The following is a 21,133-nucleotide window of genomic DNA, read 5'->3' as shown; positions in this document are numbered from 1 at the left end:
TTTACTCAGTTGGGCTGACGCTTAGCGCAGGCCCGAATAGTCGATGTCATAAACACGGCCGTAGCGGACGTCGCAGCTGAACTTGCCCTTGTCGTAAGACCCGCCGCGGCCCCAGCGACCACCGTAGCCGTCGCGGACGAGCACGCGGCCCTTGATGCGATACCCATCGCGCTTGCGGTCGATGCTCGTCACGTCGGTGACGTCGGTCCGGCCATAGCGGCTGGTGCCGCGCTCGACTGCGTTGACGCACTGGCTGACGGCGCTGCGGCTATTGCCATACCGGTTATAGTCATAGCCGTAGCCGTAGCGCGGGTCATTGTCGTAGCGACCGCGATAGCGATTATCATAACGGTCGCGGTCATTGTCGGCCGAGAGGATGGCGGCGAGGCCGCCGAGCACGACGGCACCAGCGATGATTTCACCCGCGCCGATCCCGTCACGGTCGCCGCGATCGCGGGCGGTGGCGGGGGCGGCGCTCATCAGCATCGCGCCAGCGGTGGCCGCACCAATTGCGGCCTTGCCGAGCTTGTTCATAGCCATGGTTCGGTCTCCTGAAACACGCAGGCGGCACCCTTTGCGGCCTGTTGAAACCCTTTTACCGATTCGCGGGTGACATGGTCCTGAACCCGTCGCTTATCTGGGGTTCAGCCTTGGTTTTGCTGGCGTTCATAAAGAAAAGGCCCCTCGCCGCGGGGCGAGAGGCCTTTGTCTTGAAGGGGGCGGATATTAGCTGAAACGGACGTCGACGACGCGGCCGTTCCGGTAGCTGCAGCCAAAGCTCTGCACTTCGCCGCCGAGGCGCGAGGCGGTGCCGGTGACGTACCAGCCGCCATTGTTCGGCTCGGTCCCGATGATGCTGTCGACGCGGGCGTCGTCGCCCATCTCGGCCTCGACCGCCCAGCTGCAGGCATCGGACGCGCGCGCTTCGGCTTCGCCCTTGCCATAGGGCTCGGTTCCGGCGGGCGCGGCCTGATCGTCGGCCTGCGGTTCGTAATTGGGAACATCCTGGCGCTGCTCGCGATAGGGCGGGTCGTAGCGGTCGTCGCGATCGCGGCGCTGGACCTTGTCCTTGCTTGCAGCGCCGATGACTGCGGCGATCGTGCCGAGGATGAGCAGGCCGCCGACGACTTCGCCGGTGCTGATATGGTCGCGGTCGCGATAGCCCCAGCCGCCATGGCCATAACGCCCGCGGGCTTCGGCCGGCACGGCGGCGAACGAGGTCAGGACGATCGCGGTTGCGGTCGCAAGGCTGGTGAACTTACGCATCAACGGGGCACTCCCACCCGCGGGGCCAAGGATGGTCCGGCCCGCAATGCTGCGCTGTTAGGCGCACCATGCTTTCGCAGCGCTGAACCGGTTTTCGGGCGCGACGAAGCGAAAGGCCCGCCATCCGCTGGGATGACGGGCCTTCGGGACCAGATACAGGTGACCAGACCTATTCGGGTATCAGCAGGCGCAGCGCGGCTTCGGCCGGGGCTTCCACTTTTTCTTGGCGACATAGCGCTTCCGCACCGGGACATTCTCATAATAGGTGCGCGTGGTGGTCTCGACCGTCTCGGTCACGACCGGCGGGCCGTTGATGATCGTCGTGACGACGACGCCCGGCGTGTAATAGCCATAACCATAGCCCGAGCTATAGCTGTAGCCTTGCGAATAGCCGCCCTGATAGTAGCCACCGGGATAATAGCCACTGCCATGGTGCTGGCGGCCACGGCCTTCCCACCATTCGTCGCATTTCTTCTTGTCGGCTTCGTTGCCGATCGCTGCGCCGGCAAGGGCGCCGACGCCGCCGCCGATCAGCGTGCCGGCGGTGCGATCGCCGCGGCCGGCGACGCGGTTGCCGATGACGCCACCCACGACGCCCCCGACAACCGCTCCGGTCGCTGTGCCCCCCCGGCCACAACGCCGCGCCATATCCGCATCACGCGGATCGTAGCCGCCCGCATAGGGGCCGCCATAATTGGGATCATATTCGGGCGGCGGCGGATAGCCGGCGCCGGGATGGCCTTCGACCGTGCCCTCATAGGTGCCGTCGTAACGGCGACCGTCGGGTGCCTCATAGGTTCCGTTCCAGGTGCCGGTCCAGCGCCCCTGGGCATCATAGGTGCCGCGCACTTCACGATATTCGACTTCGCTCGGCACACGGTCGGGGGCGCCGGTGTAGACGCGCGCGTCGGGTGCGGCGGGCGCACCATAATCGAGCTTCGGCGCCGATGCGTTGGGCTCGGCGCTGTTCGCATGGCCGGCCAGCAGCAGCGATCCCGCAGCCACACCCAGAAGCAAAATCGTACGCATGCCAAACTCCCTGTTACCCCGGCCGCAGCCGCCGCGCGAAGGCAGCGACTAGCGATTGGTTAACAGCCTGTTAGCAAACTGAAGCGATTCTCGCGAATCCGTTAACCCTGAGATTCGCGTCCCAATTTGGGTCAGGCAGCGAGCGCAGAGGCGATGCGTGCGACCAGCGCCTCGGCGCCAGCCTGATCGTCGGCGGTGAAACGCGCGAGCGTCGGGCTGTCGAGGTCGAGGACGCCGATCAGCCGGCCGTCCGCGACGATCGGTACGACCAGCTCGCTGCGACTGTCGGCGTCGCAGGCGATATGGCCGGGGAAGGCGTGAACATCCTCGACACGCTGCGTCTCGCGAAGGCGCGCGGCGCCGCCGCAGACGCCCTTGTCGAGCGGAATGCGGATGCAGGCGGCCTTGCCCTGGAACGGCCCGAGCACGAGTTCGGTCCCGTCGAAGCGGTAGAAGCCCGCCCAATTGAGATCGGGTATTGCTTGCCAGATCAGCGCCGCAAGGTTCGCCATGTTCGCGATCCCGTCGGGTTCCCCTGCGACGAGCGCCTCGGCGGCGTCGGCGGCCTCGGCCCAGAGCTGGGCGGGTTCGGTGGCGGAGAAGGCGAGAGTATAGGACATGGGATACTTTCAGGCAGGGCAAGTCTTGAGGGTCGTGGGCATCGGCTTTGCATCACCGCGCCAGCCGATCCGGAAGATTACATATTGGGCGGCATGGTCGGAAAGGCGAGGGCCATTTTTGCCATCGAACAGCGTCGCGACCGCGAGCGGCTCCACGGTCAGGCCATCCGAACTGCTGAAGCCAAGCAGGTCATAGGCCTGCGTCCATGCCGCAGCATCGGTCATCGGGGCGGGGCGGGCTGCGAAACCCGCGCCCTTGGCCGCGAGGCGGAACGCGGTGTCGGCGGCGAAGCGGCCGCTCTTGTCGCCGGCGCGGTAGTTATTGAAATCGCCCGCCGCGATCATCGCTGCGGATACGGGAAGCCCGGCAAGAAAGGCGTCGTTCTCGCGCGTCTGCAGAATGTGCGACGCCTCGGCGCGCGCGATCGCGACCTTGGAGGGTTCGCGCGAATTGCGGTGCGTGTTGAAGAGATAGAGTGGCTCGGGCGCGCCGGGTAGCTGGAGCGCCAGCCATTCGGCGCCCTTGTTCGACAGGCAGTCATAGCCTGCGCAGCTGTCGGCACCGAACGCTTCTCTGGCCGCGGAAGCGACGGGCAGGTCGGTCGCCACATAGAGGCCGCCGTCAAGCCATTTGCCGATGCCCTCGCCCTTCCACCCATGCGCACCATCGGCATAGTCTGCGGGCGGCGTAGCGGAAGGAAGGCTGCGCTTTGCGCCGAGCGCGGGGCCGGGGACCACCGATGCGAAACCCGCCGCGATCGGGATTCGCGAGGCTTCGGGAATGAAGGCCTTGTGCAGGATCAAGATGTCGGGACCAAGCCCCGCCTTGCGCCGCGCGGCGATCCAGTTGGCGATGGCGGCAAGTTTTGGTCCGCGCTCGCGGCGGATCGGCCAAGGCAGGCCTTCGACGTTCCAAAGCAGGACGCGCAGCCGCATCGCCTTGCGACCGTCGGCCAGCGTTTCGACCTTGGGAAGCGCGGCCGGATCATGGCAATCGGAGCGCCGCTCAACGCGCGCCAGCTTGCCGTTCGGCAGCAGCGACCAGCCGATCACCGCCAGCCCGAGCAAGGCGATGGCGGCGATCGCGAGCCGGCGGCCTATTCGACGGTCAGGCCGGTCCATTTCGCCGCGAACGCATATTTGTCGGCCGCTTCCGCGATGACCTTGTCGGTCGGCTTGCCAGATCCGTGGCCGGCGCGCGTTTCGATCCGGATCAGATGCGGCTTGGGTCCGATATCCTCATGCTGAAGTTCGGCGGTATATTTGAAGCTGTGGCCCGGCACGACACGGTCGTCGGTATCTGCGGTGGTGACGAGGATCGCCGGATAGGCCTTGCCGCTCCTGACATTATGATAGGGCGAATAGGCGAGGAGGTTCCGGAAATCGGCTTCCTTTGACGGATAGCCATAATCGTCGACCCAATAACGCCCCGCCGTGAAGCGGTCGAAACGCAGCATGTCCATCACGCCGACCGCAGGCAGCGCGGCGCCGAACAGGTCGGGGCGTTGGTTGGCCACCGCGCCGACCAGCAGTCCGCCGTTCGACCCGCCTTCGATCGCAAGCTGACCCTCGCCGGCAATGCCCTGCGCGATCAGATATTCGCCCGCGGCGATGAAGTCGTCGAAGACATTCTGTTTCTTGTCGAGGCGGCCGCCGTCGTGCCACGCCTTGCCATATTCGCCGCCGCCGCGCAGATTCGCGACCGCGAACACACCGCCGGCCTCCATCCACGCCAGCTTGGTCGGCGAAAATCCGGGAGTCATCGACACGTTGAAGCCGCCATAGCCATACAACAGCGTCGGCGAGCCCTTCGACCGGTCGAGGCCTTTTTTCATGATGACGAACATCGGCACTTGGGTACCGTCCTTCGATTTGTAGAATCGCTGTTCGACCGAATATTGCTTGGGATCGAAGGTCAGTTTCGGCGCGGCGAAAACCTCGCTCTTCCCGGTCACCGTGTCGAGCCGGTAGATCGTCGTCGGCGTCGCATAGCTTGAAAATTCATAGAAGGTTTCGGAGTCTTTGGGATTGCCGCCGAACCCCTTCGCCGACCCGATGTCGGCGAGGCGGATGGTCGAGATCGGCTTGCCGTCCAGCCCGATCAACTCGGCCTCCGACTTTGCGTCGCCAAGATAGGAGAGGATGATGCGGTTGCCGACGCGCGAGGCGCCGACCAGCGTCGCCTCATTCTCTGCGACCAGCTGCGTCAGCACGCCGGGCTTTCGGATATCGAACGACACGAGCCGAGCGCGCGGCGCATCCTTGTTGGTGAGGAAGGTGAAGCGCGTGCCCTCGTTCGCGACATATTCCCAGTTGTTCGCATAATCGTCGACCAGCGTGACAGGCTTGCCACCCTTCACCGGATAGAGCGTCAGGCCGAAGCGCTCGTCAGTCCCCTCGGACGAGACGACGAGCAGATACTGGCCGTCGTCGGTGACCATCGCCGCGTGGTTGAGCTTCGGCTTGGCGGGCGTGGCGTGGATCAACGTATCGGCGCTCTGCGGCGTGCCGAGCTTGTGAAAATAGACCGCGTGGTTCTCGTTCAGCGACTGAAAGGCTTGACCTTCCTTGGGTTCGGGAAAGCGCGAATAGAAAAAGCCGCTGCCGTCCTTGGCCCAGGCGAGGCCCGAGAATTTGACCCAGCGGATCTCGTCCCCGGTATCGTTGCCGGTCGCGACGTCTTTGACGCGCACGATGCGCCAGTCGGTGCCGCCGTCTTGCACCGAATAGAGCAGATATTTGCCGTCTTCGGACGGATCCCATTCGCCGAGCGCGGTGGCGCCGTCCTTGGCCCAGCTGTTGGGATCGATCAGCTGACGTCCTTCGCCCTTCAGTCCGTCGCGCACATAAAGCACCGACTGCGGCTGCAACCCGTCGTTGCGGGTATAGAAATAACGCGTGCCTGCTTTGCGCGGCAGGCCGAAGCGCTCGTAATTATAGAGCTCGGTCATCCGCTTCTTGAACGTGTCGCGGCCGGGCAGCGTCGCGAGATAGGCATCGGTGACCTTGTTCTGGTCGGCGACCCACGCGGCGACCTTCGGATTGACGCGGACATCGTCTTCCAGCCAGCGATAGGGGTCGGCGACATCGACGCCGAACTGCCGATCGACGGTGTTCCCGCGCTCGGTCTCCGGATAGGCGATCTTCGCGGCGGGCGTGGCTGCCGATGCGGTATCAGCGGCTTGCGCTACGGACGGCGCGGTCACGAGCAGTGCCAGCGCCAGTGGCGCGCGAAGGGGGATACGGGGCATGGCAAGGCAATCCTCATCGTCAGGGTAATATTCGTGCGCCGCACTGTAAGGATGGGACAGGGTGGAGCAAGGGGATTCGGTGCCGCGCGATCAGTCGATCGCTACCGGTTCGAGCGTGCCTCGATAGCCGACGATCAATCCGATGACCGGCGCCCTGATTTCGACGTCGAAGCGGAATTTACCGTCGGCGCCCGTTTCGAAACTCGGGCCGTCGGGCATCAGGAAATGCGGCATCGGTATCCCCAGCAACGTCCAGCGCCGCGGGACCAGCCGCAGACGATCGCCGTCGACGACAAGCGCCATCGCAAAGGCGGCGGGGCCGAAGCGTTCGACGAGCAGGCAGGCGTTCCGCCCGCGTCCTTCGCTTTGCAGCGACGAAAACCGGCGTCCCCCGAAATTCCGGGTCCAGCGCTCGCCATCGCCTTCGGGGGTGAAGGCGACGGTGACCGGGGTCGCGGTCGCGGCCTTCGGAAAGCCGACGATCGCCGCGGCGAGACGCGCAAGCAGGCCGCGACCGCGCCGAACCTCTGCCTCTCCCCGCCATTCGCGCGCGACGGCGCTGGCGTGGAGCGCGCGGACTGGCCCGGGGAGCGTGTCGAACGCGTCGCCGAGCAGGCGGCGGTAGAGCGGCGCCGCGGAGTCATGGTCGCGAAAGCCCGTATGGATGTCGCGGTTCGCGAACAATGCGTCATAATCGGCAAGATCGAGAGCGCCGACACTGGACCGCGCGCCGGGGACGGGGCGCGTTCCCGCCAGCCATTTCCGGACGATCGCCTCGATCGCCATCGAGGGGATATAGGGCCCGTCGTCGGCCTCGGCGAGCAGATGCCAGCTACGCTCGACCGGCTTGCCATCAGCCAACCCGCGCGCGCGGACAAACATGCCGCCGCGATGCTCGCCGAACTTCATCCGGTTGAGCACGGCGTAAAAGAGACCCGAAAAGGGTTCGAGCGAGGGCAGGCGAAAGGCGTGGCGTGCCTTGGCAAGCAGGTTCAGGATGCGGTGCAATATCTCGGGCACCGGACCCGCGCCCATCCAGATGTCGGTCAGGCCCGGCAAGGCGCGTGGCAGCAATTGCAGGTCGGGGACGTCGACCAGCGAAAAGTGGATGCTGCGCAGCGGCAGGCGGCCCGGCACCGCGACGGTGAAGCGCATAGTCTCGGCGAGCCCTACGCCGTGCGTGTCGCGCCCGCTGCGCCGCAGCCTGACCGGCGCGCCGGCGTAGCCGACGACCGCGCGCATCACGTTGAGACCGATGCCGGCAAAAGGCGAGGGAGCGATGCCGCCTTCGACCGAGCGGATATCCATCGTCTTGGCCATCTCGTCGAGCACGGCGGCGGTGAGGGCGGGGAAGCTGCTGACGCCCGACAGGATCGTGATGCCGGCAGCTCGGGCGGCCGCGTCGAAGCGGTCGATGCCGAAGACGAAGTCGGCGCCGTCGGCGAAATCGAGATAGTCGGTCTTCGCCGCGATACAGGCCTCGACAACGCGGTAACAGTCGGCACCATAGTCCTGAAACGGGCCCGAGGCGTCGACCACGAGATCGGGCGCGAGGCGTGCAAGCGCGTCGGCGATGTCGCGGCGGTCCAGCGCGACCGGAGTCACCGCAGGAGCACCGCGATAGCCAGCGCAGAAGGCCTCGGCGCGCTGCCGGTCGCGGCCGCAGATCAGCAGCTCGAGGCCGGGCAGGTCGGCGAGCAATTCGGCGAGGCGCCCGCCGAAGACGCCGTATCCGCCGAGGATCAAAATCTTCATCGTCACATCATGCGGTCCTTATATTCGGCCGGCGCCACCCAGCAACTCGCCCGCCGCCCGAACAGGCGATAGCGATTGCGCGCGACCCAGCGGTAGACGGGGTCGCGCAGCACGGCGGGGATAAGGCGAGCGATCCCGGCGAGTGCCCAGGGCGGACCTAACCCCTGATAAATGGCGAGGACGGCGTCGCTGTCGCGGCGCACGCGATCGCTTTCGACGACGAGCATGCTGACCGGGTCGGCGGGGTCGACCCCGTGGCGGCGGCAGAGATCGGCGCCGACCGCGCTCTGGATCGAGGCGAGGCGGAAGCGCCCGGCGCGGTCGTGGCGCAGAATAAATTGCGCATTGGCCGAGCAGAGGATGCACTCGGCATCGAACAGGATGATCGGGCCATCAGCCATCGCGAAACAGTCCGTGCTGGCTCAATATCTCGCCGAGCAATGCATGCGTGACCTTGAGATCGAAGGCGAAGCGGCCGCTGCCGAGATGCTGGTGCGTCACCAGTGTTGCGCCGGGCGCGAGCCAGCGGGGCAGGCGGAGGCGGATCCGGCCCGCCTGCCAGAAATAATGGTCCGACGCGAAGATCAGGGCGTCGGCCTCGGCGCGCACCGTCAGAGCCATGCCGAAGCCACCGCCGATATGCTCCTCTAGTCCGGTCGGCCCGGCGAAGCGTTTGGCGCTGTGGATCACCTGCGGGAAACCCCGCACGCGGCCATAAATGCGCGTCCAGATCTGGCCGCCGCTTGTTCGGTCCTCCGATACTGCCACTGCGGCAGGCGCGGGGCCGCTGGGACCGAGCGGCAGCGGGGCGCCGATCAGGCGGCAGAATTGGGCCAGCAACCGGCCGGCGCGGGAGAGACGCGTCCAGACGATCTCGCCGCTATAGGCCGCGACCCGCTGGCCGGAGAGGCGCTTGGAAAAGCGGCGACGGACATCGCCCGGGAGGGCGTCCCAATCGTGCGCGGGGACGAGGCGACGGAAGCGAGTGTCATAGAGCGCGTCGTCGCTTACGTCCGCATCGCGGCGGGGCATCTCGATTTGCTGCTGTCTTTCGCCTCGCATGATCGCCTCCTATCCCGCGTCCTTGCTCTTGCCCGGGCGCCAGTTGATCAACTTCGTCACCCCGGCGCCAAGCTTGATCAGCCGCATCAGCGCGGGCTTGGGCACGCTCAGCATCTCGTCGTGCCAGCGGCTCATCGTCGTCACGAAGTCGAGCATCGCCGAGAGGCGTTCCTTCGCGTCGTTGCTCAGCTGCGGATCGTTCGCGGCGCGGGCGACGCAGGCTTTCAGCGCTGCCTCGGCCGGCTCGACCTCGCGCGCCTTGCGCCCCGCGGCGATCCGCGTGACCATTTCCCAGATGTCCTTCTCGGCGGTGAAATGGTCGCGGCGATCGCCAAGCAGCGGCACGCGTTCGATCAACCGCCAGCCGAGCAATTCCTTGATCGAGTTGGAGACGTTCGACCGCGCGAGGCCCAGCAGGTCGGCAACCTCCTCGGCATGCAGCGGACGGTCGCTGATGAAGAGCAGCGCATGGATCTGCGCCACCGACCGATTGACGCCCCATTGCCCACCAAGGTTACCCCAGTGCAAAATGAACTCGGTCGCGGAGGGCGGCAGTCTCGAATCATGTTCGTTAATTTCTGTCATAACAGAAATATCAGATAATAGAGGCGAGATGTCAAGCCGGGGCCGCGGATGGTGGCTATCGACCGATTGCGGATAGTGTCCACTGCGTTATGGTCGTGCGATGAAACGATTAACTTTCGCACTTTTATTCGCATCCCTTGCAAGTTGCGCGACGCTACCAAAGCCACATGACATTTCGGAATACGCGGAGCTTGAGGGGGTGATCGGGCAGGACGTCACCCTAGCGGGCTTCTGGTCGAAGCAGCATGAGGCTACGGGGATTTACTTCGGCAAACGAGGGTATCGGGACGCGCCCAAGCATTGTGTCGGGGTCGATCCGCCCCTCGAAGCCGCCCACGGCAGTGGTGTGCGGATTAGCGGGACTTTAGAGAAAGGCCCCTGTGGCGATGAGCTGATTTGCCTCACCGTTTGCCAGCCCTATGTTCTTAGGAACGCTCGCGTGGCCAGATAATCAGCGGTTGTGCGCTTCCCGCCCCAATGCCGCCGCACGACAGGCCCGGCCGAGGAATGTCGTAGCGCACCGCTAGCGGCGATGTCGCAATGTGGTGCACCCGACAGGATTCGAACCTGTGGCCCCCAGATTAGGAATCTGATGCTCTATCCTGCTGAGCTACGGGTGCACGCGGGGTCCGTGTAGCGGCGCGGGGCGCGGCTGGTCAATCAATTCGCCGCTTCGGGTGGAACGATCGGCACCAGCAGCGGCATCGCGGCGATGCCGTCGTCGCGCAGTGCCTGTGCTTCGTCGGGCGAGGCCTGGCCGTGGATCATATCCTCGGCCGCACGCCCCTCGTGCATCGCGCGCGCGGCGTCGGCGAAGTCCCGGCCCACCCAGCGCGAATGCGGCAACATCTCGGCCTGCTTGGCCGCGATCTCCGCGAGCACTTTCCGCACGAGTTCGGGCGTGGGTTCGCCGGACGTCGGGGCTGGGGCGGCCGCGGTCGCCGATGCGAGCTGGTTCGACTTGGCACCGATGCGCGGCGCCATAACGGCTTTGCGGACATCGATGTCGCCGCAGACCGGGCACGCGATCAGGCCGCGCGCCTGCTGGTCGGCGAAGCTTTCGCCGCTCGCAAACCAGGCCTCGAACCGGTGGTCGCCGGTGCAGCGGAGGTCGAAAACGATCAAGGGTCAGGCGGCTCCGAGCAGCGCGTCAAGCTGGCCCTTGGCTTCCAGCGCGGCAAGATCGTCGCTGCCGCCGACATGCTGTCCGTCGATGAAGATCTGCGGCACCGTGCGCCCGCCGTTCGCGCGCTCGACCATCGCCTCGAACCCGGCGCGATCCATCGTCACGTCGAGTTCCTGATAGTCTGCGCCCTTGCGGTCGAGCAACGCCTTGGCGCGCGCGCAATAGCCGCAGAAGGCCTTGGTATAGATTTCGATCTTTGCCATGTGGCTATCCTGTCATTCTTTCGGTCATCATATCGGAATCAACGTCCGCAAAGTCAAATATGTTGCCTGTCATCAGCGCGTCGGGAACGACGCGTGCCCAGGTCAGCGCCGAAACGCGCGAGGCGCCGGCGCGCCTCAGCGTCTTTGCCGCGGCCCGCAGCGTCGCTCCGCTGGCGTGGACATCGTCGATCAGCACCAGATGTCGGCCCCCTGCCTTCGCTTTTGCGTCGGCGGCGAGCGAGAAGGCGCCCGCGACGATTTTCTGGCGCTCGCGCCTCGTCTTGCCGCGCAGCGCGACGGTGGCTTTCGGGCGGACGAGCAGATGCGGGTCGTGGGGTATGCCAGAGAGCCGCGACAGCGCATCGGCAACGAGCGCCGCCTGATTGAACCCGCGTGACCACAGCCGCCAGCGGTGCAGCGGCACGGGCACGAGCAGCATGTTTTCCGCCGGACCGATCATCGCAAGGCGGCGCGCCATCAATTGCGCCATCAGCCGGGCATGGCCGGTGCGCCGCCCATATTTCAGCCGCAGCGCGACAGTGCTCGCAACCGGGCCATAAGCGACGGCGGCGGGCGCGCCGTCGAACGGCGGCGCTTCCGCCATGCACGCGCCGCATTCGATGTCGACGCCGGGAAGCGCTGTCGGCAGCGGGATCGAGCAGCGAGCGCACGCCGGGCCATCGAGAAAGTGCAGCGAGGCCCAGCAATCGACGCAGAATTGCCGGTCTTCGCCGACGATGATCCCGCATGCGGGGCAGCGCGGCGGCAGGGCATAGTCGACCACAACTCGCCCGGCCGATCGCAGCGCGCGAAGGATGCTATCTCCCGCACGGCGAGGCTCCGTGATTTCGGCGTCCCCTGTTGCCGTCGTCATGTCGCACTTGTGAAGCATCGCCCGGGACGGCACAAGCGCGCGAATGTCGCAGCCCCCGATGCTCTTTTCCTCCGCCCGCCTCGCCGCCCAGCGCGACCGCATGGCAGGCGCACCCGCCAGCGCCAACTTCCTTGCGCCGCTGATCGCCGAAACCCTGCTTGACCGGCTGTCGATGGTGACGCGCGAATTCCGGCGCACGCTGCTGATCGGCGCCCATGACGCCCTCCTTATCGAACGGCTTCGCGCCAGCGGCACCAATCTGACGCTGTTCGAGGCCGGACGGCGGCTGGCCGGCGCGACCGGCGCGCTGACCGGCGAAGCGGATGCCATCGACTTGCCGCTCGCAAGCTTCGACCTGATTGTCTGGCCGGGCGGCCTTGAAAGCGTCAACGACGTTCCGGGTGCGCTCGTCCGGATGCGCGCACTGCTGGCGCCCGACGGCCTGCTGCTCGGCGCCTTCGTCGGCGACGGCAGCTTGGCGCGCCAGCGCCGCGCGGTGATGAGCGAGGGCGTTCGGCCGATCGCGCGGCTGCATCCGCAGATCGACCTGTCGTCGATGGGCAACCTGCTTCAGCGCACCGGCTTTACCTTGCCCGTGGTCGACGTCGATGCGCTGACCGTGCGCTATGGCGACTGGTTCGCACTCGTCCGCGACCTCAGGGCGGCCGGTCTCTCAAGCCGTCTCACTCCGCCTCCGCCTCCGCTGACGCACGAGGAGGCCGCCCGGATCGCTGCCGCTTTCGCCGCGCAGGCGGATCCCGACGGGCGCGTCGCCGAAATTTTCCGGATCATCCATTTCAGCGGCTGGGCGCCGCACCCCGATCAGCCGCAACCCGCGCGCCGTGGCAGTGCGGGCGCGTCGCTCGCCGAAGCGCTGAAACCGAAAGACTAGATCAGCGCTTCGAGCAGGCCGATCAGCGGCTCGTCGGCGGGCGGCATGTCGAGGCCGTGAAGCTCGACCGGCCGCACCCAGCGAAGCGCGGTCGCATGTTGTGCGACCGGCGTGCCGCGCCATTTCCGGCACACATAAAGCAGCAGCAACAGATGCTTGTCGCCCAGCGTGTCGCTCGCGAAGCAGGCGGGGGCCAGGCAGGCATGATCCACATCGATCGCCAGTTCCTCGCCCAGCTCGCGGATCAGCGCGCGTTCGGGGGTCTCGCCGGGCTCGACCTTGCCGCCCGGAAACTCCCACAATCCCGCCATCGGCTTGCCTTCCGGCCGTTGCTGGACGAGCAGCCGCCCGTCGCGATCGACGAGGGCCGCCGCAACGACGACAAGCATGGTTTTTGCGGCGATTCCGCCATCCGACACGGACAAATTCTTAACCTTCCTGTGCGACGCTCGGAACCCTCGGGAACTATAACTTCAGTTAGGGGCGGAACAATGAACAAGATTCATGGGCTGCTGCGGTCGACCAGGGCCGCGACAGCCGTCGAATACGGGCTGCTACTGGCCTTGATATTCCTTGCCGCGCTCGGCGCAATGACCGCAGTCGGCACATCGACAATCAACATGTGGACCAAAGTATCGGATGCGTCGGTAAACGCGATGTAGCCCGCAGCCACTGTTCGAAAACGGGACTCGGCAAAAGCCTTTTACCGGGTCCGGCCATTAAGATTTTCAAAACCTATTTCACCTAAACCCCGATTTGTTGACCCAGACCAGACCGTCAACAGGGTAAGTGAAGCATCAGGAGACCAGTCATGAAGTTCATCAAGAAATTCGTCCGCGACACCAAGGCCGCGACCGCCATCGAATACGGCCTGATCGCCGCTCTGATCGCCGTTGCCGGCATCACCGCCATGACCGCAGTTGGCGGCGGCGTGAAGAACACCTTCACCGACGTCAGCAACAACCTCAAGTAAGAGGCTGTTGGTCGGCTTTGGCCGGCAGACACGATAAAGAGAAAGGGGCGGTGGTTTCCACCGCCCCTTTTTTCTTTGCGCTCAGAGCGCAGCGACCACCCTAGCGGCTGGCATAAACGACGATCTTGACCTTCTGCCCCGGTGTTAGCCGGCTCGACGACGTCAGACGGTTGAGCACCTGAAACCGCTCGGTCTGATAGTCGCTGTAAGCCATGCGCCGCGCCAGCGTTGCGACCGTATCGCCGCGCGCTACCGTGACGACATCGACCCGACGCGGCCGTATCGCCGCCGCCTCGCTGGCGTTGAGCCGCCGGACGCTGGTAAACATCGGGTCGAACACGCTCGCGCCGCCCGCTTTGGTCAGCGCCACGAAGTGGAACGCGCTGCTCCGCGAAAATTCATAGGCGAAGACGGTGACATCGACCTGTCCCGACTGGGTATTCGCGCGCGCGACCGAATAATAAGCCGGAATGCCATTGATCGTCGTGCGCTGGATCGTGCCGGGGCTGATCGACGCATTGCCTGCTACTGCCTTGAAAACCCCGGCGATATAGGCGTTCATGTTACCGCTGTAGGCGGCCGTCGAAAATTGCGCCTGCCCGCCGTTGCCGCTGACCGACACCGCGTCGGCCCCGTTTTGCATGCCATAGCCGTTCGGGACGGTGAATTTCAGCCGCAGGTCGGGGTGCAGGAAGTCGCGCCCTTCGACCACGCCCTGCGCGGGATCGTCGCCGTAAAGTACGCCGTTGACCGAAGCGAGAAAGGCGTCGGCGTTGCGGACGCCGCCAGCTCCGACGCGCGCGGCGAGGCTTTCCGCATTGCGGACGCGCGAGGCGGGATCGGGGTGGGTGCTCGCCCATTCGGGGATCGAGCGCGCATCGCCGCCCGACAGCCGCGCTTCCAGATTGGTCTGATTGGCGAGGCTCGCGAGCATCGTCGACAGCGCCAGCGGATCATAGCCCGCCTTTTTCAGATACTGGACGCCAAGCTGATCGGCCTCCAGCTCCTGCCCGCGCGAGAAGCCCAGCGTCGCCATCTGGGCAACCTGCATGGCATTGTTCTGGAGAAGGCCGCCGAGTCCTCCAAGCAACCCGCCGTTATCGCCGATCGCGCCGCCCAGCACCGCGCCGAGCACGCCGAGGATCTGATTGCGCGTCGCCGCCGACTGGCGCTTCTTGCTATGCTGCGCCGCGACGTGCCCGACCTCGTGCCCCAGCACGCCGGCGAGTTCAGCCTCGTCGTTCATCAGCGCCATCAGCTGGCGCGTTACATAGACATAGCCGCCGGGAATCGCGAAGGCGTTGTTCACCGGCGAATTGAGCAACGTGACCGTGAAATCCTTCGGAGAACGCGACAGGCCCGACTGCACTGCGATATTCTGTCCGATGCGGTTCACATACGCAGCCTGCGGACCATTATAGGCGCCGCCGAATTCGGCGAGAAGCTGCGGATGCGCCTCGTCGCCCTGCTTGCGCTCGGCGGGGGTGATATTCGTCTGGGTGCGGATCGCCTTGAGTTGCGCGTCGGCAACCCCGGTGAACGCCAGACTGCTCACCAGCAGCGCGCCCGCAAGCCGCCTTCCGTTTTTCGGTTTCATCGAAAGTCCTCCCGCTATCCTTCGCCGCTCAGAGATATCCCCGAAACGCCGCAAGGCAAGCTACCTCAACGATGGCTTGCCGATCTGAAAAGGAAACGCCGATCGCGCGGAACGGGTTCCGGGCTATGCCCGACCCATCGCGAGGAATTTTTCTTCGCGTGCGTTCCGCAGCGTATCGCGCGGCAGACCGGCGAGCGCGTCGAGTTCCTGCGCTATCGCATCGCCCAGCGACTGGATCGCCTGCTCGGGCGCGCGGTGCGCGCCGCCAACGGGTTCGGGCACAATGCGGTCGATGACCTTGAGGCCGAGCAGATCCTGCGCCGACATCTTCATCGCGGTCGCCGCATCGGCCGCCTTGTCCGACGTGCGCCACAGGATCGAGGCGCAGCCTTCGGGCGAAATCACCGAATAGACGGCATGTTCGAACATCAGCACGCGGTTCGCGGCCGCCAGCGCGATCGCGCCGCCCGAGCCGCCTTCGCCGACGATCGCCGCGACCATCGGAACGCCGAGTGCGAGGCATTGCTCGGTCGAGCGGGCAATGGCTTCGGCCTGTCCGCGCTCCTCGGCCTGGATGCCGGGAAAGGCGCCCGACGTGTCGACGAGGGTCACCACCGGCAAGCCGAACCGGTCGGCGAGCTGCATCAGGCGGATCGCCTTGCGATACCCCTCGGGCTTCGCCATCCCGAAATTATGCTTCATGCGCGACGGAATATCGTCGCCCTTTTCATGGCCGATCACCATGACGCGGCGACCGTGAAAGCGCGCGAATCCGCCGAGGATCGCCTGATCGTCGCCGAAATTGCGATCGCCGGCGAGCGGCATCCAGTCGTCGAACATGTCGGCGACATAATGTTTGAAATGCGGTCGGTCGGGATGACGGGCGACCTGCGTCTTCTGCCAAGGCGTCAGCTTGGCATAGATTTCGCGCAGCAATTTCGAGGACTTGTCCTCCAGCCGTGCGATATCATTGTCGATGTTGAGCGAGGGATCATCCCCCATTTCGCGCAGTTCGGCGATCTGCCGATCAAGCGCCGCGACCTGTTTTTCGAAGTCCAGAAAGGCTGTCATGCGCAGTCGCTAGGCCGAAGGCGCCTTGAGGTCAACGCCATCGATTTGTGCCAGCGGATGCCGCTTGTTCACCAGCTCGACCAGCCGGCGGCTATCGACATGGGTGTAAATTTCGGTCGTCGCGATATCGGCATGCCCGAGCATCAGCTGCAACGCCCGAAGGTCAGCCCCGCCTTCGAGCAAATGGGTGGCAAAGGCGTGGCGCAGCACATGCGGGCTGATCGCCGCGGGATCGATCCCCGCACGCGCCGCCAGTTCGCGCAGAATCTGGAACAACCGTACGCGCGACAGATGCGCCTTGCTCGACGGAAACAGCCAAGGCGATGCATCGGTCAGCAGCGGCAGCCACCGGTCGAGCGCCGCGCGGGCGCGTTCCGACAAGGGCACCAGCCGCTCCTTGTCGCCCTTGCCACGGATAATCAGAAACTCGCGGCCACCCGCGACCGCGCGGCGCGGTAGCGACACCAGCTCGCTGGCGCGCAGCCCCGAACCATAAAGAAGCTCGAGCAGCAACAGCATGCGAACGGCATTTGCCGGGGGGGTCTTGCCAACAGCCTCCTCGTCCGCCTGCGCGAACAGCCGTTCGACATCGTCGTGCGTCAGGATCCGCGGCAGCGGCCGCCGCGTCGCGGGACGCGCGATGTCGAGGGCGGGGTTGTCGGGGCGGTCGCCTTCGTCGAGCAGGAAGGCAAAAAACTGGCGCAACGCCGACAATTTGCGCGCCGCGCTGCTCGCCGCGAGATCACGGTAGGATGCCATCAACGCGCGGAGATCGTCGGGCGAAGCATCACCCAATGCGCCGCGCACCGTTTCCGCGGCCTGTTCCAGATCGCGCTTGTAGGCGACCAGCGTGTTGCGCGATGCCCCGCGCTCGGCCGCCATCATCTCAAGAAAGCGGTCGATCAGAGCGCCGTCAGACATTGACGAAGGCGGCACCGGCCCGCTCCCCCACTTGGCCTCCCTGACGATAGTAGCCTATGGGAAGCCGGGTGGGGGAGCGGGCCGGTGCCGCATCCCTCAAAAGAATCTCAGACACGCACCAACGCTTCGGCGGCGATCATCCGCGCCTCCGATTCTAGGCCCACATCGCGCAGCGCGCGGACGATATAATAGAGGTGATAGGGCGGGATCTTCGACCAGTCGCCCTGCATCCCCGCTGCCGCGATCAGCGCGACCATGCCTGGTTCACGCCGTTCGGCGGCCGCCATGATCGCGCGTGACCAGCGGGTCTGCTTGCCCAGCGTCATGTCGAGATCGCCCGCGGCCGATGCCGCCTGCCCCTCGTCGATGCGGCCGAGGCCGGCGAGACCCGCGACGAGGAATTTCGAGCGCAGATAGTCGGGGCTGTCGTCGCTACCCGAAAAATTGCTGATGCTGCCCGCATCCACGCCAGTGAGCGCGCGCGGCGATCCGACCGCCATCACGCCCCAGGCGCGGCTGCCGACGTTGAGCTTTTGCACCCACGCCATCGCATTGCGGTCATAGCCTGCGGTGAGCATCGATCCGACAAGCTGCCACGGATCGTCGCCGACATCGGTGCCGGTCGGCAGGCCGGCGGCTGCCCGCGCGGTCGAAATCAGCGCGGCATACCGACCCGCGGGATCCTTTCCGGCGCCCCATAGCCCTTTCATCGCCGCATAGCGCTCCGCACCGTTCGCTGCACCGAAGGCGTTTCGCAGATCGCTCGTCTGCGCCGCGATCGCTTCGGGCGGTTCGCCTTCGCTGGAGGCTGCGCTCAGCAGCGAAATATAGGCTTCGCTCGACAGCACACCGCGCGCGGCCGCGTCGGGCGCTGCGGCGACGCGGTCGGACATCGCCGTCATCGGCGCAAGCACGGTCCAGCCGCGCATGTAAAAGGGTTCGCCGGTGCGGAGCTCGGCGGGAATGTCTATCGCGGTCGCGGTCGCCAGACCGAAACGCCAGCTCGTCAGTCGGTCGATCTTGTTCCATTCGATCGTCGTCGACCGGCGACCGGCGCCGGTCGCGCCCAGCACGCGCTCGGCGAGCAAAATGTCGAAATTGCTGATCTTGCCGCTCGACCGGACACGGCCGATCGCCCAGCCCGCCGGCCCGGCCTCACCCGACAGGCCAGCGCAAATCGCCGCCGAAAGCCGCCACGATTGTTCGTCGCCATGCGCGAGGCCGGCGGGAACATAGGGGCAAAGGCCCGCCGGATCGGCGTTGGCGAGGAAGGTCTGCTGCGCGACCTGGACCAGCCGCGGGCTCGCGCGGTCATAGTCCACCGACTGCACGATCCAGCGCGCTGCGGTCGATTCGCCCATGCGCAGCAGCAGGCCGGCACGGTCGGCGGCCAGATCAGCGCCGTTGATGGTATCCGGCGTGTCGATCGCCGACGACAGCGCGCGGCGCAGCAGGATCTGGCCCCAGCGCGACGCCAGATTGCCGTTCGTCTTGCGCATGATCGCGGCGGCATATTGGCCGCGCACGCCAAAGGCGTCGGGCGCGAGCCCCCCGGTTTCGGGGGTCAGCGGACCTACCCGCGTGAGCAGGCGCCGCGCGCCCGGCGGCAGATCATATTTGAGACCGCCCGCCGTCGTATCCTCGCCGTCGGCGACATCGCCTTCCGCACTGGTTGCGTCGGCAAGGGTCGAGGTAACCGCTGGCGGCAGGACGCCGGTGGCCGAAGGCGCCGATGCCGACGCGGGCGAAGAGGGCGTCGATGATTTGGGCGTCGCGGTTGGCGAGGGCGTGGGCGATGCCTTGGGGGTCGGGGTATCGGACGGATTGCCGAACCCTTCGGGAAGCAGCGATTCCTGTGCAAGCGCGGGCAGGACCAGCGCGGCTGCCATGGCGGTGCCCGACAGGGCGAGAGTCAGCGTCAGCAGTTTCTTCGTCATCGCGCGCCGCTTTCGGCGATCTTGTCGCTCACGTCCACAACCAATCCTCTTTGCCGGTCCTCGTTGCATCCCGGCCAAACCGGGCCGCGCAGCAAAGTGATTGTCCCGCGCGCTTGGGCGGGTATAGCCCCGCGCACCATGTCGCGAAACCCGAAAACCCCGGGCACGAACCCCGATGGCGCCCTTCCGGCGTCGATCCGCGATCGCTCGATCGTGCTCGTCGGCCTGATGGGATCAGGAAAATCGACGATCGGGCGCCGTCTCGCGCAGCGGCTGGGCATGGCCTTTGCCGACGCCGACGACGAGATCGAGCGCGCTGCGGGCATGACAATTTCGGACATGTTCTCGAAGTTCGGCGAGGGACATTTCCGCGACGGCGAGCGACGCGTCATCGCGCGGCTGCTCGCCGGGCGTCCGCACGTGCTGGCAACCGGCGGTGGCGCCTTCATCAATGACGAGACCCGCGCGCTTATCCTGCAGGACAGCCTCTCGATCTGGCTCGATGCCGATATTCCGACCCTGGTCGAGCGCGTCGCACGCCGCAGCCATCGCCCGCTGCTGAAGGATCGCGACGCGGGCGAAGTGCTCCACGAACTCGCAGCGGTCCGCAACCCCATCTATGCCGAGGCGCATATCCGCGTCAGTTCGGCGTCGAGCCCGCACGAACATACGGTGCGCGCGATATTGGAGGAATTGTCGCAGTGGAAAGCCTGACCGTCGACCTCGGCAACCGCAGCTATCCGATCCTGATCGGCGACGGGCTGCTCCGCGATATCGGCCGTCATGTCGCTCCGTTCCTGAAACGTCCGCGCGCCTTCATCGTCACCGACGAACATGTCGCCGCGCATTATCTGGTCGGCCTTGGCGCCGCGCTCGGGGCCGAGAATATCTCCTTCTCGTCGCTCGTCCTCCCCGCAGGCGAGAGCACGAAAAGCTGGGCGGGGCTTGCGCGGCTCACCGAATGGCTGATCGGCGAAGGCGTCGAGCGCAGCGATCATGTCATCGCGCTCGGTGGCGGCGTGATCGGCGACCTCGTCGGTTTCGCATGCAGCATCGTCAAGCGCGGCTGCCACTTCATCCAGGTACCGACCACCTTGCTCGCGCAGGTCGACAGCAGCGTCGGCGGCAAGACCGCGATCAATGTCGCGGCGGGCAAGAATCTGATCGGCGCCTTTCATCAGCCGGCGCTGGTGGTGATCGACCCCACAACGCTCGCCACGCTGCCGCGCCGCGAACTTGGCGCGGGCTATGCCGAAGTCGTCAAATATGGCCTGATCGACGATGCGGAGTTCTTCGACTGGTGCGAGGCGAACGGCGCCGCGTTGCTTGCGGGTGACAGTGCCGCGCGACACAAGGCCATTGCCCACAGCGTGTCCACCAAGGCGCGGATCGTCGCGGCCGACGAGCGCGAGACTCAGGACGTCCGCGCGCTCCTCAACCTCGGCCACAGCTTCGGCCACGCGCTTGAGGCAGAGACCGGCTATTCGGACCGGCTGCTGCACGGCGAGGCGGTCGCGGCGGGCATGGTCCTTGCACATCAATTCTCCGCCGCCAACGGCCTCTGCCCCGCCGCCGACGCCGAGCGCGTCCGCGACCATCTGGCCAGCGTCGACCTGCCGCACAGCCTTTCCAGCGCCGGGATCAACAGCGGCGGCGCGGCACTCGCGGCGCATATGGCGCACGACAAGAAAGTACGCGGCGGCAAGCTGCCGCTGATCCTGACGCACGGCATCGGGCAGAGCTTCGTGACCGACGCCTATGGGCTGGATGCGGTGGCGGCGTTCCTCGACAGCTGACAAATGGTCGCGGCCGCTTAGGCTAGTTCTTCCCAAAAGCAGACGTGCTCGCGACAAAGAAAAAGGGCGGCTGTCCTTGCGGACGCCGCCCTTGATCTTTGTCGTGAAAAGCCGG

23 protein-coding genes and 1 tRNA gene are annotated in these 21,133 nt (G+C 65.9%); 5 read left to right on the top strand and 19 right to left on the bottom strand.

The window, feature by feature from the left end; genetic code table 11:
* Nucleotides 1-21: 21 nt before the first annotated feature.
* The 14 genes from ACQY80_RS03760 to ACQY80_RS03695 form a co-directional block, all read right to left on the bottom strand.
* Nucleotides 22-540 carry a hypothetical protein gene (locus tag ACQY80_RS03760; RefSeq protein WP_428683774.1) on the bottom strand — a complete coding sequence of 173 codons (519 nt, stop codon included), beginning with the start codon at nt 538-540 and terminating at the stop codon, nt 22-24.
* A 186-nt stretch (nt 541-726) separates the two neighbouring features.
* Nucleotides 727-1,266: a hypothetical protein gene (locus ACQY80_RS03755; RefSeq protein WP_428683772.1), complete on the bottom strand. Its 540-nt coding sequence runs from the start codon at nt 1,264-1,266 to the stop codon at nt 727-729.
* A 180-nt stretch (nt 1,267-1,446) separates the two neighbouring features.
* Entirely contained in the window at nt 1,447-2,295 is an 849-nt protein-coding gene (locus tag ACQY80_RS03750; protein WP_428683770.1) for a glycine zipper 2TM domain-containing protein, read from the bottom strand.
* A 131-nt stretch (nt 2,296-2,426) separates the two neighbouring features.
* Nucleotides 2,427-2,915 carry a GAF domain-containing protein gene (locus ACQY80_RS03745; protein WP_428683768.1) on the bottom strand — a complete coding sequence of 163 codons (489 nt, stop codon included), beginning with the start codon at nt 2,913-2,915 and terminating at the stop codon, nt 2,427-2,429.
* Between the two features lie 9 nt (nt 2,916-2,924).
* Nucleotides 2,925-4,037, bottom strand: coding sequence for a hypothetical protein (locus ACQY80_RS03740; protein ID WP_428683766.1), 1,113 nt, complete (start codon nt 4,035-4,037; stop codon nt 2,925-2,927).
* Nucleotides 4,013-6,166, bottom strand: a complete 2,154-nt coding sequence (locus tag ACQY80_RS03735; RefSeq protein WP_428683764.1) for a prolyl oligopeptidase family serine peptidase — start codon at nt 6,164-6,166, stop codon at nt 4,013-4,015. Before ACQY80_RS03735 ends, ACQY80_RS03740 begins: the two co-directional genes overlap by 25 nt.
* 90 nt (nt 6,167-6,256) lie before the next feature.
* Nucleotides 6,257-7,921 carry a DUF4166 domain-containing protein gene (locus ACQY80_RS03730; RefSeq protein ID WP_428683762.1) on the bottom strand — a complete coding sequence of 555 codons (1,665 nt, stop codon included), beginning with the start codon at nt 7,919-7,921 and terminating at the stop codon, nt 6,257-6,259.
* Nucleotides 7,922-7,923: 2 nt separating this feature from the next.
* A complete protein-coding gene (locus tag ACQY80_RS03725; protein WP_428683760.1) occupies nt 7,924-8,322 on the bottom strand; it encodes a thiol-disulfide oxidoreductase DCC family protein in 399 nt (132 codons plus the stop codon).
* Nucleotides 8,315-8,983, bottom strand: coding sequence for a DUF4166 domain-containing protein (locus tag ACQY80_RS03720; protein ID WP_428683758.1), 669 nt, complete (start codon nt 8,981-8,983; stop codon nt 8,315-8,317). Before ACQY80_RS03720 ends, ACQY80_RS03725 begins: the two co-directional genes overlap by 8 nt.
* A gap of 9 nt (nt 8,984-8,992) precedes the next feature.
* Nucleotides 8,993-9,466 carry a GbsR/MarR family transcriptional regulator gene (locus ACQY80_RS03715; protein ID WP_428683756.1) on the bottom strand — a complete coding sequence of 158 codons (474 nt, stop codon included), beginning with the start codon at nt 9,464-9,466 and terminating at the stop codon, nt 8,993-8,995.
* Between the two features lie 645 nt (nt 9,467-10,111).
* Nucleotides 10,112-10,188, bottom strand: a tRNA-Arg gene (locus tag ACQY80_RS03710).
* A 40-nt stretch (nt 10,189-10,228) separates the two neighbouring features.
* Complete coding sequence (locus ACQY80_RS03705; protein WP_428683754.1) at nt 10,229-10,693, bottom strand: DUF1178 family protein; 465 nt, start codon at nt 10,691-10,693, stop codon at nt 10,229-10,231.
* 3 nt (nt 10,694-10,696) lie between these two features.
* Nucleotides 10,697-10,957, bottom strand: coding sequence for a glutaredoxin 3 (gene grxC, locus ACQY80_RS03700; protein ID WP_428683752.1), 261 nt, complete (start codon nt 10,955-10,957; stop codon nt 10,697-10,699).
* 4 nt (nt 10,958-10,961) lie between these two features.
* The gene (locus ACQY80_RS03695; RefSeq protein WP_428683750.1) at nt 10,962-11,741 is read right to left on the bottom strand and encodes a double zinc ribbon domain-containing protein; all 780 of its coding nucleotides are present in this window, start codon (nt 11,739-11,741) and stop codon (nt 10,962-10,964) included.
* A gap of 133 nt (nt 11,742-11,874) precedes the next feature.
* Between ACQY80_RS03695 and ACQY80_RS03690 the strand changes: the two genes are divergently transcribed.
* Nucleotides 11,875-12,723 (top strand): methyltransferase domain-containing protein, encoded by an 849-nt coding sequence (locus tag ACQY80_RS03690; RefSeq protein ID WP_428683748.1) that lies wholly within the window; start codon nt 11,875-11,877, stop codon nt 12,721-12,723.
* On the opposite strand, the gene ACQY80_RS03685 is transcribed toward ACQY80_RS03690, so the two are convergent.
* On the bottom strand, nt 12,720-13,112 hold the full coding sequence (locus ACQY80_RS03685; RefSeq protein ID WP_428685736.1) for a (deoxy)nucleoside triphosphate pyrophosphohydrolase: 393 nt from the start codon (nt 13,110-13,112) through the stop codon (nt 12,720-12,722). The two genes, ACQY80_RS03690 and ACQY80_RS03685, sit on opposite strands and share 4 nt — an antisense overlap.
* A gap of 102 nt (nt 13,113-13,214) precedes the next feature.
* Here ACQY80_RS03685 and ACQY80_RS03680 point away from each other — a divergent pair, with 102 nt between their 5' ends.
* On the top strand, nt 13,215-13,385 hold the full coding sequence (locus ACQY80_RS03680; RefSeq protein WP_428683746.1) for a Flp family type IVb pilin: 171 nt from the start codon (nt 13,215-13,217) through the stop codon (nt 13,383-13,385).
* Between the two features lie 149 nt (nt 13,386-13,534).
* A complete protein-coding gene (locus tag ACQY80_RS03675; RefSeq protein WP_428683744.1) occupies nt 13,535-13,696 on the top strand; it encodes a Flp family type IVb pilin in 162 nt (53 codons plus the stop codon).
* Between the two features lie 100 nt (nt 13,697-13,796).
* On the opposite strand, the gene ACQY80_RS03670 is transcribed toward ACQY80_RS03675, so the two are convergent.
* From ACQY80_RS03670 to ACQY80_RS03655, 4 genes are all read right to left on the bottom strand, one after another.
* Nucleotides 13,797-15,293: a M48 family metalloprotease gene (locus ACQY80_RS03670; RefSeq protein WP_428683742.1), complete on the bottom strand. Its 1,497-nt coding sequence runs from the start codon at nt 15,291-15,293 to the stop codon at nt 13,797-13,799.
* 123 nt (nt 15,294-15,416) lie between these two features.
* Nucleotides 15,417-16,364, bottom strand: coding sequence for an acetyl-CoA carboxylase carboxyltransferase subunit alpha (locus ACQY80_RS03665; protein ID WP_428683741.1), 948 nt, complete (start codon nt 16,362-16,364; stop codon nt 15,417-15,419).
* A gap of 9 nt (nt 16,365-16,373) precedes the next feature.
* The gene (locus tag ACQY80_RS03660) at nt 16,374-17,285 is read right to left on the bottom strand and encodes a tyrosine recombinase (RefSeq protein ID WP_428683739.1); all 912 of its coding nucleotides are present in this window, start codon (nt 17,283-17,285) and stop codon (nt 16,374-16,376) included.
* 107 nt (nt 17,286-17,392) lie between these two features.
* Nucleotides 17,393-19,222, bottom strand: coding sequence for a hypothetical protein (locus tag ACQY80_RS03655; RefSeq protein WP_428683737.1), 1,830 nt, complete (start codon nt 19,220-19,222; stop codon nt 17,393-17,395).
* 138 nt (nt 19,223-19,360) lie between these two features.
* Here ACQY80_RS03655 and ACQY80_RS03650 point away from each other — a divergent pair, with 138 nt between their 5' ends.
* A complete protein-coding gene (locus tag ACQY80_RS03650) occupies nt 19,361-19,936 on the top strand; it encodes a shikimate kinase (RefSeq protein ID WP_428683735.1) in 576 nt (191 codons plus the stop codon).
* Nucleotides 19,924-21,018 carry a 3-dehydroquinate synthase gene (gene aroB, locus ACQY80_RS03645; RefSeq protein ID WP_428683733.1) on the top strand — a complete coding sequence of 365 codons (1,095 nt, stop codon included), beginning with the start codon at nt 19,924-19,926 and terminating at the stop codon, nt 21,016-21,018. The genes ACQY80_RS03650 and aroB overlap by 13 nt, the downstream gene beginning before the upstream one ends.
* Nucleotides 21,019-21,133: the final 115 nt, after the last annotated feature.

The sequence above is a fragment of the Sphingopyxis sp. genome (genome assembly GCF_965279755.1).
In the GTDB taxonomy this organism is placed as follows: Bacteria; Pseudomonadota; Alphaproteobacteria; order Sphingomonadales; family Sphingomonadaceae; genus Sphingopyxis.
This window is presented reverse-complemented; position numbering and strand designations above follow the sequence as displayed.

Coding starts and splice junctions, on each gene's coding strand:
- ACQY80_RS03760 (WP_428683774.1), bottom strand. CDS start 540: ATGGCTATGAACAAGCTCGGCAAGGCCGCAATTGGTGCGGCCACCGCT.
- ACQY80_RS03755 (WP_428683772.1), bottom strand. CDS start 1,266: ATGCGTAAGTTCACCAGCCTTGCGACCGCAACCGCGATCGTCCTGACC.
- ACQY80_RS03750 (WP_428683770.1), bottom strand. CDS start 2,295: ATGCGTACGATTTTGCTTCTGGGTGTGGCTGCGGGATCGCTGCTGCTG.
- ACQY80_RS03745 (WP_428683768.1), bottom strand. CDS start 2,915: ATGTCCTATACTCTCGCCTTCTCCGCCACCGAACCCGCCCAGCTCTGG.
- ACQY80_RS03740 (WP_428683766.1), bottom strand. CDS start 4,037: ATGGACCGGCCTGACCGTCGAATAGGCCGCCGGCTCGCGATCGCCGCC.
- ACQY80_RS03735 (WP_428683764.1), bottom strand. CDS start 6,166: ATGCCCCGTATCCCCCTTCGCGCGCCACTGGCGCTGGCACTGCTCGTG.
- ACQY80_RS03730 (WP_428683762.1), bottom strand. CDS start 7,921: ATGAAGATTTTGATCCTCGGCGGATACGGCGTCTTCGGCGGGCGCCTC.
- ACQY80_RS03725 (WP_428683760.1), bottom strand. CDS start 8,322: ATGGCTGATGGCCCGATCATCCTGTTCGATGCCGAGTGCATCCTCTGC.
- ACQY80_RS03720 (WP_428683758.1), bottom strand. CDS start 8,983: ATGCGAGGCGAAAGACAGCAGCAAATCGAGATGCCCCGCCGCGATGCG.
- grxC (WP_428683752.1), bottom strand. CDS start 10,957: ATGGCAAAGATCGAAATCTATACCAAGGCCTTCTGCGGCTATTGCGCG.
- ACQY80_RS03690 (WP_428683748.1), top strand. CDS start 11,875: ATGTCGCAGCCCCCGATGCTCTTTTCCTCCGCCCGCCTCGCCGCCCAG.
- ACQY80_RS03685 (WP_428685736.1), bottom strand. CDS start 13,112: ATGCTTGTCGTCGTTGCGGCGGCCCTCGTCGATCGCGACGGGCGGCTG.
- ACQY80_RS03680 (WP_428683746.1), top strand. CDS start 13,215: ATGAACAAGATTCATGGGCTGCTGCGGTCGACCAGGGCCGCGACAGCC.
- ACQY80_RS03675 (WP_428683744.1), top strand. CDS start 13,535: ATGAAGTTCATCAAGAAATTCGTCCGCGACACCAAGGCCGCGACCGCC.
- ACQY80_RS03670 (WP_428683742.1), bottom strand. CDS start 15,293: ATGAAACCGAAAAACGGAAGGCGGCTTGCGGGCGCGCTGCTGGTGAGC.
- ACQY80_RS03665 (WP_428683741.1), bottom strand. CDS start 16,364: ATGACAGCCTTTCTGGACTTCGAAAAACAGGTCGCGGCGCTTGATCGG.
- ACQY80_RS03660 (WP_428683739.1), bottom strand. CDS start 17,285: ATGTCTGACGGCGCTCTGATCGACCGCTTTCTTGAGATGATGGCGGCC.
- ACQY80_RS03655 (WP_428683737.1), bottom strand. CDS start 19,222: ATGACGAAGAAACTGCTGACGCTGACTCTCGCCCTGTCGGGCACCGCC.
- ACQY80_RS03650 (WP_428683735.1), top strand. CDS start 19,361: ATGTCGCGAAACCCGAAAACCCCGGGCACGAACCCCGATGGCGCCCTT.